General features: G+C 70.6%; 12 protein-coding genes. 5 read left to right on the top strand and 7 right to left on the bottom strand.

Annotation, left to right across the window (positions count from 1 at the left end; translation table 11 throughout):
- Positions 1–3: 3 nt before the first annotated feature.
- Positions 4–522, bottom strand: coding sequence for a GNAT family N-acetyltransferase (locus tag ACWDN5_RS35495; protein ID WP_449679355.1), 519 nt, complete (start codon positions 520–522; stop codon positions 4–6).
- A 200-nt stretch (positions 523–722) separates the two neighbouring features.
- Between ACWDN5_RS35495 and ACWDN5_RS35490 the strand changes: the two genes are divergently transcribed.
- Positions 723–1,424 (top strand): hypothetical protein, encoded by a 702-nt coding sequence (locus ACWDN5_RS35490; protein ID WP_449679354.1) that lies wholly within the window; start codon positions 723–725, stop codon positions 1,422–1,424.
- A 49-nt stretch (positions 1,425–1,473) separates the two neighbouring features.
- Here ACWDN5_RS35490 and ACWDN5_RS35485 read toward each other — a convergent pair whose 3' ends face one another.
- A complete protein-coding gene (locus ACWDN5_RS35485) occupies positions 1,474–5,169 on the bottom strand; it encodes a multifunctional oxoglutarate decarboxylase/oxoglutarate dehydrogenase thiamine pyrophosphate-binding subunit/dihydrolipoyllysine-residue succinyltransferase subunit (RefSeq protein ID WP_449679353.1) in 3,696 nt (1,231 codons plus the stop codon).
- Positions 5,170–5,409: 240 nt separating this feature from the next.
- On the opposite strand from ACWDN5_RS35485, the gene ACWDN5_RS35480 reads away from it, so the two are divergent.
- Positions 5,410–5,700: a hypothetical protein gene (locus ACWDN5_RS35480; RefSeq protein WP_449679352.1), complete on the top strand. Its 291-nt coding sequence runs from the start codon at positions 5,410–5,412 to the stop codon at positions 5,698–5,700.
- On the opposite strand, the gene ACWDN5_RS35475 is transcribed toward ACWDN5_RS35480, so the two are convergent.
- From ACWDN5_RS35475 to ACWDN5_RS35460, 4 genes are all read right to left on the bottom strand, one after another.
- Positions 5,697–6,167, bottom strand: coding sequence for a DUF4291 family protein (locus ACWDN5_RS35475; RefSeq protein WP_449679351.1), 471 nt, complete (start codon positions 6,165–6,167; stop codon positions 5,697–5,699). The two genes, ACWDN5_RS35480 and ACWDN5_RS35475, sit on opposite strands and share 4 nt — an antisense overlap.
- 212 nt (positions 6,168–6,379) lie before the next feature.
- Positions 6,380–10,126 (bottom strand): ABC transporter ATP-binding protein, encoded by a 3,747-nt coding sequence (locus tag ACWDN5_RS35470; RefSeq protein WP_449679350.1) that lies wholly within the window; start codon positions 10,124–10,126, stop codon positions 6,380–6,382.
- 95 nt (positions 10,127–10,221) lie between these two features.
- Positions 10,222–11,109 carry an ABC transporter permease subunit gene (locus ACWDN5_RS35465; RefSeq protein WP_310973376.1) on the bottom strand — a complete coding sequence of 296 codons (888 nt, stop codon included), beginning with the start codon at positions 11,107–11,109 and terminating at the stop codon, positions 10,222–10,224.
- Complete coding sequence (locus ACWDN5_RS35460; protein WP_449679349.1) at positions 11,109–12,170, bottom strand: ABC transporter ATP-binding protein; 1,062 nt, start codon at positions 12,168–12,170, stop codon at positions 11,109–11,111. The genes ACWDN5_RS35465 and ACWDN5_RS35460 overlap by 1 nt, the downstream gene beginning before the upstream one ends.
- 450 nt (positions 12,171–12,620) lie before the next feature.
- Here ACWDN5_RS35460 and ACWDN5_RS35455 point away from each other — a divergent pair, with 450 nt between their 5' ends.
- On the top strand, positions 12,621–13,298 hold the full coding sequence (locus tag ACWDN5_RS35455; RefSeq protein WP_310973374.1) for a response regulator transcription factor: 678 nt from the start codon (positions 12,621–12,623) through the stop codon (positions 13,296–13,298).
- A gap of 95 nt (positions 13,299–13,393) precedes the next feature.
- On the opposite strand, the gene ald is transcribed toward ACWDN5_RS35455, so the two are convergent.
- Positions 13,394–14,509, bottom strand: coding sequence for an alanine dehydrogenase (ald, locus tag ACWDN5_RS35450; RefSeq protein ID WP_310973373.1), 1,116 nt, complete (start codon positions 14,507–14,509; stop codon positions 13,394–13,396).
- A gap of 171 nt (positions 14,510–14,680) precedes the next feature.
- Here ald and ACWDN5_RS35445 point away from each other — a divergent pair, with 171 nt between their 5' ends.
- Both ACWDN5_RS35445 and ACWDN5_RS35440 read left to right on the top strand, forming a co-directional pair.
- Positions 14,681–15,616 carry a zinc-binding dehydrogenase gene (locus tag ACWDN5_RS35445; protein ID WP_449679348.1) on the top strand — a complete coding sequence of 312 codons (936 nt, stop codon included), beginning with the start codon at positions 14,681–14,683 and terminating at the stop codon, positions 15,614–15,616.
- On the top strand, positions 15,613–16,050 hold the full coding sequence (locus ACWDN5_RS35440) for a pyridoxamine 5'-phosphate oxidase family protein (RefSeq protein WP_449679347.1): 438 nt from the start codon (positions 15,613–15,615) through the stop codon (positions 16,048–16,050). The genes ACWDN5_RS35445 and ACWDN5_RS35440 overlap by 4 nt, the downstream gene beginning before the upstream one ends.
- The last annotated feature ends 71 nt before the right edge of the window (positions 16,051–16,121 follow it).

Raw genomic sequence — 16,121 nt, 5'->3', positions numbered from 1 at the left:
TCTTCAGATCCGGGAGAACGCGGGCGCGTACTCGAAGGCGCCCGCCTGGGTGGGTTCGTACGCGGCCAGCGTCCGCGCCTGGAAGTGCTCGCCCCACTGCGGATCCGAGGCGGTGATCGACAGATCGGACGCCGTGACGAAGCCGAACCGCGAGTAGTAGGCCGGGTTGCCGAGCAGGACGACCAGGCCGTGGCCGAGGGCGTCCGCCGCGCCGACGACGGCGTGCACCAGCGCGGAGCCGACACCGGCGGCTTGGTGCGCCGGCAGCACACCGAGTGGCCCGAGCCCGACGGCGGCTTCGGTGTCGTCGCCGAGGCGGGCCCGGCTGCAGCAGACGTGCCCGACGACGGTGTTGTCCCGGATGGCCACGAGCGAGAGGGCGTCGATCAGGTCGCCATCGGCGCGGAGTTCGTCGACGAGAGGCGCCTCGACCGGGGTGACGCCGGGTTCGCGCCGGAAGGCTTCGCTGTGGACTGCGTGGATCGCCGCCTGATCGGCAAGCGTCTCGCGACGGATCAGCATGATCGCCACCTTGCCCGCGCCGGGGACGGACGGCAATCGGGTTTCGGGCAGGTGCTGAGCAGGCCCCGACTCAACGCTAGCGGGGAGATCGACCGCTGCGCCGACCAGCGCTGAGCACCTCGGCGGCCGAGGTACCCGCGGGCTGACGATTTCGGGTGAACGGCCTGCTCGCCCCGCGCGGATGGCCTAGTGTCCGATTCGTGCAGCAAGGACCTCAATACCCGTATCCGCAGTACCAGCCCTACCAGCCACAGCCGCCCGGCTACCCGCCGCCCAAGTCCGGGGGGAAGACCGCGCTGATCGTCGTGCTGGTGGTCGTCGGCGTGCTCGTGCTGGCCGGGGCGGGGGTCGGGGCCTTCTTCCTGCTCACCGCCGACAAGCCGTCCGTGGCCGCGCCGTCCTCGACCGCTCCGGCCGGCGAAGCCGACAAGTACCGCTCGCTGCCCCGGTGCAGCGAGGTCGGGAGCCGGATGGACAACCTGCCGCCGCTCACCAGCGACAGCCCGGCCGAGCCCGCCAGCACCTCGGACGACAAGATCCAGCTCTCCCAGCTCAGCTGCTCGTGGATGAAGTCCGGGTCGTCGTCCGGCACGCTCTCGATGTTCCTGGCCAAGTCGACCCAGCCCGGTTCCGGGGAGGGCCCCGGGTACGCGAAGGCGGGCTACGAGATCGAAGTGGACCGCGGCGCGAAGCCGATCACCGAGCAGATCGGGAAGGCGACCAAAGCGGCCGACGTCGACTACGACCAGAGCGGCCCCCTGCAGTGCGGCGTGCGGTTCTACCAGGGCAACGTCGACGTGACCGTGGTCGTCACCGCCGCCGACACCAGCGACCGGAACATCGAACGGTGCCGCCGCAACGCGCACAACCTGGCCAAGGCGGCATCGGAGTCTCTCGAATGAAAACAGGCCTCCCCACGGCGAACCGTGAGGAGGCCTGTTCCGGGAAAACTCAGTCGAACGCCTTCGCGATCAGCGCCTTCTGCTCGACCTCGTGCACCTTCGACGAACCCGCCGACGGCGCCGCCATCGGACGGCGCGACACGACTTGCAGGCCCGAGAGGACCTCCGGGAACTTCCGGGGCAGGTTCAGGCCGAAGAACGGCCACGCACCCTGGTTCTCCGGCTCCTCCTGGACCCACGCGACCTGCGTCGCGTTCGTGTACCGCTCCAGCGCCGCCAGCAGCTTCTTCTTCGGCAGCGGGTAGTACTGCTCGATCCGCACGATCGCGACGTCGTCGGCCTCGCGCTTCGCCCGCTCCGCCACCAGCTCCCAGTACAGCTTCCCGGAGGTCAGCAGCACCTTGCGGATCTTCGACGGGTCCGGCGTGACGTCGTCGATGACGGACATGAAGCGGCTTTCGCCGGTGAAGTCCTCGACCGCCGACGTCGCGGCCTTGTTGCGCAGCATCGACTTCGGCGTGAAGACGACCAGCGGCCGCTGGATGCCGTCGAGTGCGTGGCGGCGCAGCAGGTGGAAGTAGTTCGCCGGGGTGGACGGGACCGCCACCGTCATCGAGCCCTCGGCGCACAGCGAGAGGAAGCGCTCGATGCGGCCGGACGTGTGGTCCGGGCCCTGGCCCTCGTGGCCGTGCGGCAGCAGCAGCACGACGTCCGAGCGCTGGCCCCACTTGGCCTCGCCCGAGGAGATGTACTCGTCGATGACCGTCTGCGCGCCGTTGACGAAGTCACCGAACTGCGCTTCCCACATCACCAGCGCCTCGGAGTTCGCCACCGAGTAGCCGTACTCGAAGCCGACGGCCGCGTACTCCGACAGCGCCGAGTCGTAGATCATCACGCGGCCCTGACCGTCGGCCAGGTTCTGCAGCGGCGCGTACTCCTGGCCGGTCTTGCGGTCGATGAAGACCGAGTGCCGCTGGGTGAACGTGCCGCGCCGCGAGTCCTGGCCGGACAGCCGGACCAGCCGGCCTTCCATCGCCAGCGACCCGAACGCCAGCAGCTCGCCGAACGCCCAGTCGATGTCGCCCTCGCGGGACATCTTGTGACGGCGCTCCATCACCGGCTTGACGCGCGGGTGCGGCGTGAAGCCCTCGGGCACCTGGACGAACGCGTCGCCGATGCGCTCGATGACCTCGCTCGAGACCGACGTCTTGACCTTGGCCGGCACCTGCTGCTCCTCCTCGACGGAGGGGCTGGCCTTCGCGGGGTGCTTCTCCAGCTCGCGGACCTCGTTGAAGACGTGCTCCAGCTGGCTCGAGAAGTCGCGCAGCGCGGCCTCGGCCTCCTCGACGGAGATGTCGCCGCGGCCGATCAGCGACTCGGTGTAGGTCTTCCGGACCGAGCGCTTGGTGTCGATGATGTCGTACATCGCCGGCTGCGTCATCGACGGGTCGTCGCCCTCGTTGTGCCCGCGGCGGCGGTAGCAGATGAGGTCGATGACGACGTCCTTGTGGAACGCCTGCCGGTACTCGACGGCCAGCTTGGCCACCCAGTGCGCGGCTTCGGGGTCGTCGCCGTTCACGTGGAAGATCGGCGAGCCGATCATCTTCGCGACGTCGGTGGCGTATTGGCTCGAGCGAGAGTGCTCCGGCGCGGTCGTGAAGCCGACCTGGTTGTTGACGATGACGTGCACGGTGCCGCCGGTGCGGTACCCGCGCAGCAGCGCCAGGTTCAGCGTCTCGGCCACCACGCCCTGGCCCGCGAAGGCCGCGTCGCCGTGCATCAGAACCGGCAGGACGGTGTAGCCCTCGCCGCCCTTGTCGAGGATGTCCTGCTTCGCGCGGACGATGCCCTCGAGGACCGGGTCGACGGTCTCCAGGTGGGACGGGTTCGCGGTCAGCGACACCTTCGTCTCGCCGTCGCCGAACATCCGGAAGTACTTGCCCTCGGCGCCGAGGTGGTACTTCACGTCACCGGAACCGTGCGCCTGGCCCGGGTCGAGGTTGCCCTCGAACTCCTGGAAGATCTGGCTGATCGGCTTGCCGACGATGTTGGCCAGCACGTTCAGCCGGCCGCGGTGCGGCATGCCGATGACGACCTCGTCGAGCTCGTGCTCGGCGGCCTTGTCCAGCAGCGTGTCCAGCAGCGGGATCGCCGTCTCGCCGCCCTCGAGCGAGAACCGCTTCTGGCCGACGTACTTGGTCTGCAGGAACGTCTCGAACGCCTCGGCGGCGTTCAGCTTCGAGAGCACGTACTTCTGGACCGCGGGGTCCGGCTTCTCGTGCGGGATCTCGACGCGCTCCTGGATCCAGCGGCGCTCCTCGGGGTCGAGGATGTGGGTGTACTCGATGCCGACCGTGCGGCAGTACGAGTTGCGCAGCACGCCCAGGATGTCGCGCAGCTTCATCCGCTCCTGGCCGGCGAAGCCGCCGACCGGGAATTCGCGGTCGAGGTCCCACAGGGTCAGGTTGTGGGAGAGGACGTCCAGGTCGGCGTGGCTGCGCTGGCGGTAGTTCAGCGGGTCGGTGTCGGCCATCAGGTGGCCGCGCATCCGGAACGCGTCGATCAGCTCGATCACGCGGGCGGTCTTGTCGACCGGGCCGTCCGGGATGTCGGCGACCCAGCGGATCGGCTCGTACGGCAGGCGCAGGCTGGTGAAGACGTCGTCGTAGAAGCCGTCTTCGCCGAGCAGCAGCTGGTGGATGCGCTTGAGGAACTCGCCCGACTCCGCGCCCTGGATGATGCGGTGGTCGTAGGTCGAGGTCAGCGTCATGATCTTGCTGATGCCGAGGTCGACCAGGGTCTTCTCGCTGGTGCCCTCGAAGGCGGCCGGGTACTGCATGGCGCCGACGCCGATGATGGCGCCCTGGCCGGCCTGCAGGCGCGGCACCGAGTGGTTGGTGCCGATGCCGCCCGGGTTGGTCAGCGAGATGGTGGTGCCGGAGAAGTCGTCGGCGGTCAGCTTGTTGTTGCGGGCCTTCTTGACGATCTCCTCGTACGCCTGCCAGAACTGCAGGAACGTCATGTCCTCGACGTTCTTGACCGAGGCCACGACGAGGTTGCGCGACCCGTCCTTGCCCTTCATGTCGATGGCGAGCCCGAAGTTGACGTGCTCCGGCGTGATCGCGAACGGCTTGCCGTCGATCTGCTGGTAATGCCGGTTCATGTTCGGGTAGTCCTTCAGCGCCCGCACCATGGCGTAGCCGATGAGGTGCGTGAAGGAGATCTTGCCGCCGCGGGTGCGCTTGAGGTGGTTGTTGATGACGATGCGGTTGTCCGCCATCAGCTTCGCCGGGACCGCGCGCACGCTGGTCGCGGTGGGGACGCTCAGCGAGGCGTCCATGTTCTTGGCGATGGCCGCCGCGGCGCCGCGCAGCTGCTTCGACTCCGGCTCTTCCTTCTTCGCCTCGGCCTTGGGCTCGGCCTTCGCGGCCGCCGGCTTCGGGGCCGCCTTCGGCTCGGCCTTCGGGGCCGGCTTGGCCGGCGCGGCCTGCTTGGCCGCCGACTCCGCGTTCTGCACGGCCTTGGGCGACGGCTGGGCGGCCTGGCCGTTGGTGGCGGGCTTGGCGTCGGCCTGCTGCCGGGCGGTGTCCGCCTTGGCCTGCGCGCTCTGCGTCGGCTTGAAGTCCGCGAAGAAGTCGTGCCATGCGGCATCGACTGAGGAAGGGTCGGCGAGGAACTGGTCGTACATCTCTTCGACCAGCCACTCGTTGGGGCCGAACTGTGACGCAGGGCTGCTGCTGGACACGGCTGGGGCTCGCCTCTATCCGTCTCGATCTCGATCTTGAATCCGCTGATGCGCCTACCAGGCTAACCCCCTCGGTGACCGCGATGTGATGGAACCGGCCTGTGTGAGGCGTGGCGCACTAGGGTATCGGTCACTGACTCGATCAAGATGTGCTAAGGGAACCTTAAGCACTGGACCCGGTACAGCGTTCCCGGGCTCTTCCGCGCGGGTTCGCTCCGTGTGCGGCGGACGTTCACCGCGGTGGGTTCTCCTGGGGTGATGTGGCTGGTCGAATGTCCGTCGTTCTGGGACCAGGGCCTGGTGCGGCCGCTGGTCACCGAGTCCGGCACGGTGGTCCTGAGGTGTGATTCGTGTTCGGCCGTCTGGCCCACGCTGGCCGACTTCGAGGAGATGGCCTGGGTCGAGCCCGACGAGCCGGATTGGCTGGTCGGGGCCGGGATCCACGTCCGGCCGGGCACGGTCCGCTGGGCGTCCCGCCCCGACGTGGAGGCGGCCGGGCTGGGCTCGCTGAAGTGGCGGGCGCTGCCTTAACCCCGTTCGTACGGCGGCTCGTGGGGGACGAGCTTGACGGCCAGGTGGAGCTGGTCGGTGGCCAGGAGACCGGCGATGTCCCGCACGACCGGGGTGACGTCGGTGACAGCGGTGATCCACTCGCCGGCGAGCTCGCCGACGAGCCGGATCGCCTGGAAGTTCAGCGGGGTGTGGTCGAGATCTCGCTCCGGCACCCACTCGACGTGCCCCTGGAGGGCGCGCTCGAAGCCGTCACGGGTGAGGTCGACGGCCAGGACGCGCTCGTGGCCGGGCTTGCGTCCGTTGTCGCTGTCGTGGGCCGCGAGCCGGAACGACGGCGTGACCGCCACGCTCCCACCCTCCCCGAGGGTCTGCTTCTCGAGCGCGGCATCGGCGACGGCGGGCGGGCACGACCGGTAGACCCGCACGGTCGTGTCGGTCTGCGCGGCCCGGATCTGCCGGTCGGGGACCCGCTTCTCTTCGAACATGCCCGCCATGCTCCCAGCGCCGGCCCGCCCCGGCCACGAACTTTCGTGCGCAAGGAGGCATCACCCGTGACTGGAGGGTCGACACGCGTGATTGGAGGGTCAACTCGCGTGATTGGAGGGTCGACACGGCGTAGCCCGCGCTTTCCGGCGTGTCGACTCCTCAATCACGCGTGTCGACTTCCGGATCACGCGTGTCGACCCTTTCCGCACGGTCAGCCGAGGGACCAGAGGCGGGCGTAGGGGCCGTTGGCGGCCAGGAGCTCGGCGTGGGTTCCGGTTTCGACGATCCGGCCGTGGTCGAGGACCACGATGCGGTCTGCTCGGGCGGCTGTGGCGAGGCGGTGGGCGACCACGAAGGTGGTGCGGCGGCGGGCGACCGTCTCCGTCGCTCGGAGGACCGCCGCCTCGGTCGAGGGGTCGAGGGCCGCGGTGGCTTCGTCGAGGAGCAGGACGTCCGGGTCCACCAGTTCCGCCCGGGCCAGGGCCACCAGCTGGCGCTGGCCCGCCGACAGGGAGCGGCCGCGCTCGCCCACCGGCTGCAGGAAGCCCGCCGGCAGGGCCGCGACGCCGTCCAGCGCTCCGACCGCGCGGACCGCCGCCTCGACCTCCGCGTCCGTGGCCGACGGGCGGCCGTAGCGGACGTTGTCCGCGACCGTGCCCGAGAACAGGTGGGCCTCCTGGGGCACCACGCCCATCCGGCGGCGCAGGCCGGCCAGCTCGTACTCGCGGACGTCCGTGCCGTCGATCCGGACCTCGCCGCCGGTGACGTCGTAGTAGCGGGCCACCAGCTTGACCGCCGTCGACTTGCCCGCGCCGGTCGCGCCGACCAGCGCGATCGTCTCGCCCGCCGCGACGTCCAGCGAGAACTCCGCCAGCGCCGGGGACTCCGCGCCGGCGTAGGAGAACCCGACCTCCTTGAACGAGACTTCGCCGCGCAGCCGCTCCGGCACCGTGACCGGGTGCTCCGCCGCCGGCACCGACGTCGGCGTCCGCAGCAGGTCGCCGATGCGGTTCAGGCCGACGCTCGCCTGCTGGTAGCCGTCGAACACCGCCGACAGCTGCTGGATCGGCGAGAAGAACTGCTGCAGGTACAGCAGGAACGCGAGCAGCACACCGGCCGACAGCGTGCCCGCCGAGACGCGGTTCGCGCCGACCACCAGCACCGTCGTGGTCGCCAGGTCCGACAGCAGCGCCACCAGCGGGAAGTACGTCGCCACGTACCGCTGGGCCCGCAGCCGCGAGCGCCGGTACTCGTCGCTGCGCGAAGCGAACGCCTCCGCGGAGCGGTCTTCACGCGTGTACGCCTGCGCCACGCGCAGCCCGCTCACGTTCTCCTGCATGTCCGCGTTCACGACGCTGACCCGCTCGCGGGCCTCGTTGTACGCCTTCGACGCCGACCGCCGGAAGATCACCGTGGCCACCGCCAGCACCGGCACCATCGCCAGCGCGTACAGCGCCAGGCCGGCGTCGGTGACCAGCAGCGCGGCCGTGATCCCGGCCAGCGTCAGCGCGCTCACCACCGCGGTGGCCAGGCCGGTCTGCAGGAACGTCGAGAGCGCATCGACGTCCGTCGTCATCCGGGTCATGATCTTCCCGGACAGCTCCCGCTCGTAGTAGTCGAGCCCGAGCCGCTGCAGGTGCGCGTAGCTGCGGACGCGCAGCGCGTACAGCACCGTCTCGCCCACCCGGGACGTCAGCCGCGTCTGCGCGAAGACCACCAGCCAGTCGGCCGCGATCACCACGGCGCCGATCCCGGCGGCGAGCCAGATCACCCACTCGACCCCGGTGCGCACGCCGTGGTCGACGCCGAACTGGTATAGCCCCGGCAGCGCGATCGACGCCAGCGCGTCCGCCGCCACCAGCGCGATCACCACGGCCAGGGGCCAGCGGACCGGCCGCAGCAGCCCGGCCAGCCGGAACTTCGGGTCGGGCGCGGTGACGTCCACGCCGGGCAGGCGCGGCTCGTCGACGGCCGGCGGCAGCCTGCGCACGCCCTCGATCAGCTCCGGCGTCGGCGGGACGTCGAGGCCGCCGCCCCCGCCGACGAACCCGCTGCTGTTCGGGTCGCCGCTGCGCATCCGCGCGGCTTCGGCCAGCTCGTCGACCTCGTCGCGGCTCTCGTCACGCGGCCACAGCGACGGCGTGACGCCGTCCCGGCCGGAGTCCAGGCTCTCGCAGCGGTGCTTCTCCTCGACGTCGTCGCCCGGGCCCGCCACCAGCTCGCGGAACAGCGGGCAGCGCGCCATCAGCTCGGCCTCGGTGCCGACGTCGACGACGCGGCCCTCGTCCAGCACCGCGATCCGGTCCGCCAGCGCCAGGGTGGACCGCCGGTGCGCGATCAGCAGGGTGGTCCGGGCCGCGGTGACCGATCGGAGGGTGTCGTAGATGGCCGCCTCGGTGACCGTGTCGATCGCCGAGGTCGCGTCGTCGAGGACGAGGATCCGCGGGTCGGTGATCAGTGCCCTGGCGAGCCCCAGCCGCTGCCGCTGCCCGCCCGAGAGCGTCAGCCCGCGTTCGCCGACCAGCGTCTCGTAGCCGTCCGGCAGCGCGCGGATGAAGCCGTCCGCCTCCGCGGCCCTGGCCGCCGCGAAGACCTCCTCGTCGGTGGCGTCCGGACGGCCGTAGGCGATGTTGTCCCGGATCGACGAGGAGAACAGGAACGCCTCCTCGAACACCACGCCGATCGCCTGCCGCAGCTGCCGTAGCGGGACGTCCCGGACGTCGAGGCCGCCGACCCGCACCGAGCCCTCGTGCACGTCGTAGAACCGGGGCAGCAGCAGCGAAATCGTCGACTTCCCGGAACCGGCGGTGCCGACCAGCGCGAGGGTCTCGCCCGGGTTCGCGGTGACCGACAGGCCGTCCAGCACCGGTTCGGTGCGCGTGTAGCCGAAGCGGACGCCCTCGAGCTCCACGCCCAGCGGCCCCTCCGGCAGCGGCCGCGCGTCCGGCGCGTCGACGACCTCCGGCTGCGCGTCGATCAGCTCGTACACCCGCTCGGCGCCGGCCCGGGTCAGCTGCGCCTGCACGACCAGGCCGGACAGCATCCGGGCCGGCCCGATCAGCGTCGCGAGGTAGGTGGCGAAGGCCAGGAACGTGCCGAGCGTGATGGACCCGTTCAGCGCGAGGACGCCGCCGATGCCGAGCACGGCGACCTGGCCGGCGGCCGGCAGCGCGGCGGTGGTCGCCGTCGGGACCGCCGACAGTTTCGCCGCGCGCAGCCGCTCCCCGAACAGCTTCCGCGCGGTCGCTTCCAGCTTCGAGACCTCCCGCGTCTCCTGGCCGAAACCCTTGACCACCCGGACGCCGGTGACGGTCTCCTCGACCTGCTGCGCGACATCCGCCGCGCGCTGCTGCGCCGACCAGGTGGCCGGGAAGAGCCGCTTGCGGCTGCGCGCCACGATGATGCCGACCGCCGGCGTGACGACCAGCGCGATCAGCGTCAGCACCGGGGACAGCCACAGCATCGCGACGAACGACAGCAGCGCGAAGACCACCGAGCCGAACGACAGCGGGACCTGCATCAGGATCCCGGTCACCAGCTGCAGGTCCGAGATCGCGCGCGAGGCGACCTGGCCGGTGCGCAGCGCGTCCTGCTTGCCGCCGTCCAGCCGCGAAACGGCGTTGAAGACCCGCTGGCGCAGATCGTGCTGCACGTCGAGCGCGAGCTTCCCGCCGAGGTAGCGGCGCGCGAACGCGGTGCCGAAGGCGACCAGCTGCAGCGCCACCAGGAACCCGGCGATCCCGGGCAGCCCGCCGGTCTGCCCGGCCACCGCGTCGTCCACCGCCGTGCGCACCAGCAACGGGCTCACGGCCTGCACGCCGACGCCGAAGGCGGCGGCCAGCAGCGACAGCACGACGAGCACGCGGTGCTCCCACGCCGCGGCGGACAGCCGGCGGATCCAGCCGGCCGTCTCGGCGGGTGGGAGCTCTTGACGGGAGCGAGGCGGAGCAACGGTCACGTTGTGACAGTAAGCGCCACCACCGACAAAATATTTCCCCGAACGCCGCGAAGGCCACCTCGAGCAGCTCGAGGTGGCCTTCGCGAACAGCCGGACTACGTGATGTCGCGCTTCTGGTTGCCCGCCCAGCCGAGGCCGAAGAAGAGCATCGTCCACGCGAGGAAGATCAGCGCCGACGCCCACCACGAGAGCACACCGGGCGCCCCCGCCGTCAGCTGGAGCACCAGCTGCGAACCGGAGTCCACGCTGGCCGGCAGGGCGAGCGAGTTGAACCCGAAGGCGTCCGCCGCGATGCCGCCGACGATCCCGTTCGCGGTGCCGTTCGGCAGGATCCCGCCCAGGATGTCGATGTCCAGCCAGGCCCAGAACACGATCACCACGACGTTTTCCAGGATCAGGAACCACACCATGAGCAGCACGACGGCCAGCGGCACGCTGCGCAGCACCGCGCCGAACCCGATGCCGAACAACGTCACCAGCGCCCCGGCCAGCACCGACCCGCCGAGCGCGGCCAGCCACTGACCCGCCGACGGCCAGCGGCCCGAGTCCACCGACGCCATCACCGCGAGCGCCGAAACGCCGAAGCTGATCAAACCGTAGAGAGCGCCCCACACGAGGTAGGTGAGCATCTTCGCGGTCAGCGCCGAAACCCGGTTCGGCGCGGTGAGGAAGGTCGTCGTGATCGTCTTGTTGCGGTACTCCCCGGCCAGCGCGAAGACGCCGAACAACGCCGGGACGAGCTGCGCGATGTTCACCCCGTGCGCCAGCGCCAGCAGCCCCACCGGGATCTTGCTCGGGTCGAGGCCGATCATCTCGCTGACCTGCCGGGCGTCCTTACTGCCCAGGAAGTCCGCGAAATCGTTCGTGAGGCTGCCCCACGCGAAGGTCATCCAGAACGCGACCAGCACCAGCGGGATCAGCAGCACCCACCACGTGTTCAGCGAGAGCGTCTTGCGGAACTCCGCCTTGATCAGGTTGCCCATCACTGCTGCGGTCCTCCCCAGTACTGCTGCTGTTGCTGCTGCGGGCCCGACGGCGGGCCCTGCTGGTAGTGCTGCTGCGGCGGATAACCGGGCGGCGGGCCCTGGTACTGCGGCTGCGGCGGGTAACCCGGCGGCGGCTGGCCCGGCGCGCCGGTGTACTGACCCTGCGTCAACTGGAAGAACATCCGCTCCAGATCGGCGTGCTCCTCCTGCATCCCGTAGACGGCGATCCCCGCCTTCGCGGCGATGTCGCCGATCTGCTGGACACTCGACCCGGCGACCGCCACCCGGCCGTCCGGCGTCGGCGAAACCCCGACGATGCCGTTGTCCTGCAACACCTTCACCAACCCCGACGGATCCGCCGGCTGCACCAGCACCCGCGACTGCTGGCTCTTGCGCAGCTGCTCCAGCGGGCCGTAATAACGCGTGACACCCTGGCTGATGATGACGACCTGGTCGATCAGCTGCTCGACCTCGTTCAGCAGGTGACTCGAAACCAGGACCGTCCGCCGCTGCTCCCGCGCGTACGAACGCAGGAAGTTGCGCAACCACAGAATGCCCTCGGGATCGAGACCGTTCGTCGGCTCGTCCAGCACCAGCACCTGCGGATCACCCAGGAGCGCCGTCGCCAGCGCCAGCCGCTGCCGCATGCCCAGCGAGAACCCGCCCGCCTTCCGGTCCGCGGCACTGCCCAGGCCCACCAGGCCGAGCACCTCGTCCGCACGCCGATCCGGCACCCCGATGGCCGCGGCGTACACCCGAAGGTGGTTGCGCGCCGTCCGGCCCGGGTGGAACCCCTCGTTCTCCAGCACCGAGCCCACCACCCGCGCCGGATTCCCCAGCTGCGAATGCGGCCGCCCGTTGATCGTCGCCATCCCCGAAGTGGGTGTCACCAACCCGAGCAACATGCGCAACGTCGTCGTCTTACCCGCGCCGTTCGGACCCAGGAACCCCGTCACCGAACCAGGTTCGACCGTGAAGCTCAGGTTCTGCACGGCGTTCACTGCGCCGAACCGCTTGCTCAGGTTCTGCACCACAATCCGGCCACTGCCGTCGTGCATACCGTCCCCTAACGTTCCCCGCTGATGCGGCGTCATCCTGCCCTACCGGCGACGCTCGCGCGCACGGAACGCCCGAGAGCGACCTTCGTCACTTTCCGCTACCGGCCGATCCGGTCTCCAGTGGCACTGACCAGAGGATTCGTGCTCTCCCGGCGATCAACTTGGTAAAGAATTCGTGCGACTTGCCGACCCGGTGCAGCCAAGTCCGCCAAACCCCTCTAAGCTAGGTACCGGCGGCCCGCTCCCAGTGACCCCCAGGCTGGTTGAGCGGGTCGCCCCTTCGTCTCCTTCTTCGCGGCTTCGCCGCTCATGTCGACTTCGTCGTATTACCCGGGGGGCCGAGCCCCCCGGACCCCCCACGGTGCCTCCGCCCGGCTTCCAGCCCTGCCGGACCTTGGCTGGGTTGGGCGTGAAGCCAGCCCCGTGCTGGGGCTGTGGCATCGTTGCGCGGTGCGGATCTTGCTCGTTGAAGACGAACGGCGGCTTGCCGAGGCGTTGCGGGCCGGGCTGAGTGCCGAGGGGTACGCCGTCGATGTTGCCCACAACGGGCGGGATGCCCTCTGGCACGCCGGTGAGCACCCCTATGCCGCCATCGTCCTCGACATCATGCTGCCCGGGCTCAACGGGTACCGCGTCTGCCGGCGGCTTCGGGACCAGGGGAACAGCACCCCGATCCTGATGCTCACCGCCAAGGACGGCGAGGACGACGAGATCGAGGCCCTCGACACCGGGGCCGATGACTTCCTGCCCAAGCCCTTCTCCTACGGCGTCCTGCTTTCCCGGCTGCGCGCGCTCATCCGGCGTGGCGGCGCCACCCGGCCCGGCGTTCTCAAACTCGGGGACCTCGAGCTCGACCAGGCCGGGCGGACCTGCCGGCGCGGCACCACCGACATCACGCTCACCAGCAAGGAGTTCGCCCTCCTCGCCTACCTCATGCAACGGCCCGGGCAGGTCGTCACCAAAGCCGAACTGCTCGACAACCTCTGGGACTTCGCCGCCTCCGCCACCGCCAACCTGGTGGAAGTGCACGTCAGCGCGCTGCGGCGCAAGATCGACGTCCCCTTCGGCGCGGAAACCATCCGGACCGTCCGCGGCGCCGGCTACCACGTGGTGACCGCGGCAGCCTGACTTCCGGCGCTCCACCGCGTTCGGACGGCGGCGGCCGCGGAAAGGGGAGCGGGCCCCTGCCGCGGTGCGACAGGAGCCCGCTCGGGCGGAGCAGCTCAGGCGAGAACGGTGTCCAGTGGCGTGTGCGGCAGGTCGTGGGCCACCGCGACCGGGCCGTTGGTCAGGGCACCGTCGTGCGTGTTGAGGCCCTTGGCCAGCGCGGCGTCGGCCTGCAACGCGGCCTTCCAGCCGTGCTCGGCCAGCTGGACCGCATAGGGCAGCGTGACGTTGGTGAGGCCGTAGGTCGACGTCCGGGGCACCGCCCCCGGCATGTTCGCGACGCAGTAGAAGACGGACTCGTGCACGGTGTAGGTCGGGTCGTCGTGCGTGGTCGGGCGCGAGTCGGCGAAGCAACCGCCCTGGTCGATCGCGATGTCGACCAGCACGCTGCCCGGCTTCATCCGGGCGACGAGCTCGTTCGAGACCAGCTTCGGCGCCTTCGCGCCGGGGACGAGCACCGCGCCGATGACCAGGTCGGCCTGCAGCACGGACTCCTCGACCGAAAGCCGGTTCGACGTCACCGTGCGGATGCGGCCACCGAAGTCGTTGTCGATCTGGCGGAGGCGGTCGACGTTGGTGTCGAGGATCTCGACGTCGGAGCCGAGGCCGAGCGCGACGCGGGCGGCGTTCAGGCCCGCGACACCGCCGCCGATGACGACGACGCGCGCCGGGTGGACGCCGGGGATGCCGCCGGGCAGCACACCGCGGCCGCCACTGGGCTTCATCAGGGAGAACGCGCCGACCTGCGGGGCGAGCCGGCCGGCGACCTCGGACATCGGGGCGAGCAGCGGAAGGGCGCCGGAGGCGGTCTGCACCGTCTCGTAGGCGATCGCGGTGGTGCCGGCGGCGAGCAGCGCGTCGGTCAACGGCCGGTCGGCCGCGATGTGCAGGTAGGTGAAGAGGACCTGGTCGCGGCGGAGCCGGCCGTACTCCTCGGCGATGGGCTCCTTGACCTTGAGGACGAGCTCGCCCTCGGCCCAGGTCTCGTCGGCGGTGGCGAGGATCTTCGCGCCGGCGGCGACGTACTCCTCGTCGGTGATCGACGAACCCACTCCGGCGGCGGTCTCGACGAAGACGTCGTGCCCACGCCCGACCAGCTCGTGCACCCCGGCCGGGGTCAGCGCGACCCGGTATTCGTGCTTCTTGATCTCACGGGGAACGGCGATACGCATGGTCGGCCTCCTGGGTCGGTCAGCGTCCGGAATCGGTTGGTGCTGCCACTCACGGTGAGCCACCCGGACGGCGGTGTCATCGTGCTGTCCGGACAATTCTCGGCGGCATTCGTGGTTCTCCCGGAACAAGCTCCTTGACCTCGACTTCACTTGAAGTTGCACCGTTGCGGCATGCGTGCGGTGTGGTTGAGAGAGTTCGGTGGCCCGGAAGTGCTCGTCCCGGGGGAGGCGCCGGATCCGGTGCCCGGGCCGGGCCAGGTGCTGGTGGAGGTGGCCTTCGCCAACACGACGTTCGTCGAGACGCAGTTCCGGGCGGGCGCGCCGGGGCCGTTCCGGGCGTCGCTGCCGGTGATCCCGGGCAACGGCGTCGGCGGCGTGATCAGCGCGGTCGGCGCGGGGGTGGACCCGGGGCTGGCCGGGCAACGGGTGGTGACGGCGACGGGTGGCTCGGGCGGCTACGCCGAGCGCGTCGCGGTGGACGCGGCGGCGGTGTTCGAGGTGCCCAACGCGCTGTCCCTCGACGCGGCGGTGGCGCTCCTGGCGGACGGCCGGACGGCGACCGGCTTGGTGAGGGCGACCGGCGTGCGCCCGGGTGACCGGGTCCTGGTGGAGGCGGCGGCGGGCGGCGTCGGCGGCTTGCTGGTCCAGCTGGCGAAGGCGGCGGGAGCGACGGTGATCGGCGCGGCGGGCGGCCCGGCGAAGGTGGCTCGGGTGCGCGGCGCTTCTTCGGTCGTCGACTACCTGCGGCCGGACTGGACGTCCGCGGCAGGCCCGGTGGACGTCGTGTTCGACGGAGTGGGCGGGCCGATCGGCACAGCGGCGTTCGGGCTCCTGCGCCCGGGCGGCCGGATGGCGGTGTACGGGCTGGCGGGCGGGTCGTGGGCCGAAGTGTCCGAAGAGGACGCTGCGGCCCGGCGAGTTTCGCTGGTGCGGTCGATCGGGTCGCCGGCGGAGCTGCGGGCGTTCACGGAATCGGCGTTGGCGGCGGCGGCCGAGGGGAGCCTGGTGCCGGTGATCGGCCAGCGCTTCCCCCTGGAGAAGGCGGCGGACGCCCACGCGGCGATCGAGTCCCGCGCGACGGTGGGAAAGACGTTGCTGGTCCTGTGATCGACGACTTCCTGGCCCGGCCGCTGACGGCGCGGGTGGCGACGGACGGGCCGACGGTCCGGCCCACGTGGTACCTGTGGGAGGACGACGCGTTCTGGATCCTGAGCGGGCCGTGGTCCCGGCTGCCGGCGCTCGTCCGTGCGAAGTCGCGGATCGCTTTGACGGTGGATGTCTGCGAGCTCGAGACCGGGGTGGTCCTGCAGGTCCTGGCTCGTGGTGAGGCGGAGGTGCGGCCGTTCGACGTGGCTCGTGGGCGGCGGAAGCTGGTGCGGTACCTGGGAGTCGACGAGTCGGGGTGGGATCCGCGGTTCCGGGAGTACCTGTATGGGGACGTCGGGGCGGTTTGGGTGTATCTGCGGCCTTCGCGGCTGGTGCTGAAGGATTTGAGCTACGCGGTGGTTCCGGGTGCCCACCACCCCGAAGCTCAATTGTGACTACGGCCGGTGGTACCGCGTCAAGGCGGGAAAGCGTGCCTTGACCCGGCACCTCCGGCCGTGTTTGGGCT

It is taken from the genome of Amycolatopsis sp. NPDC003731 (assembly GCF_053586895.1).
Note: the sequence above shows the minus strand (reverse complement) of the source record. Positions and strands in the feature narration are given on the sequence as shown.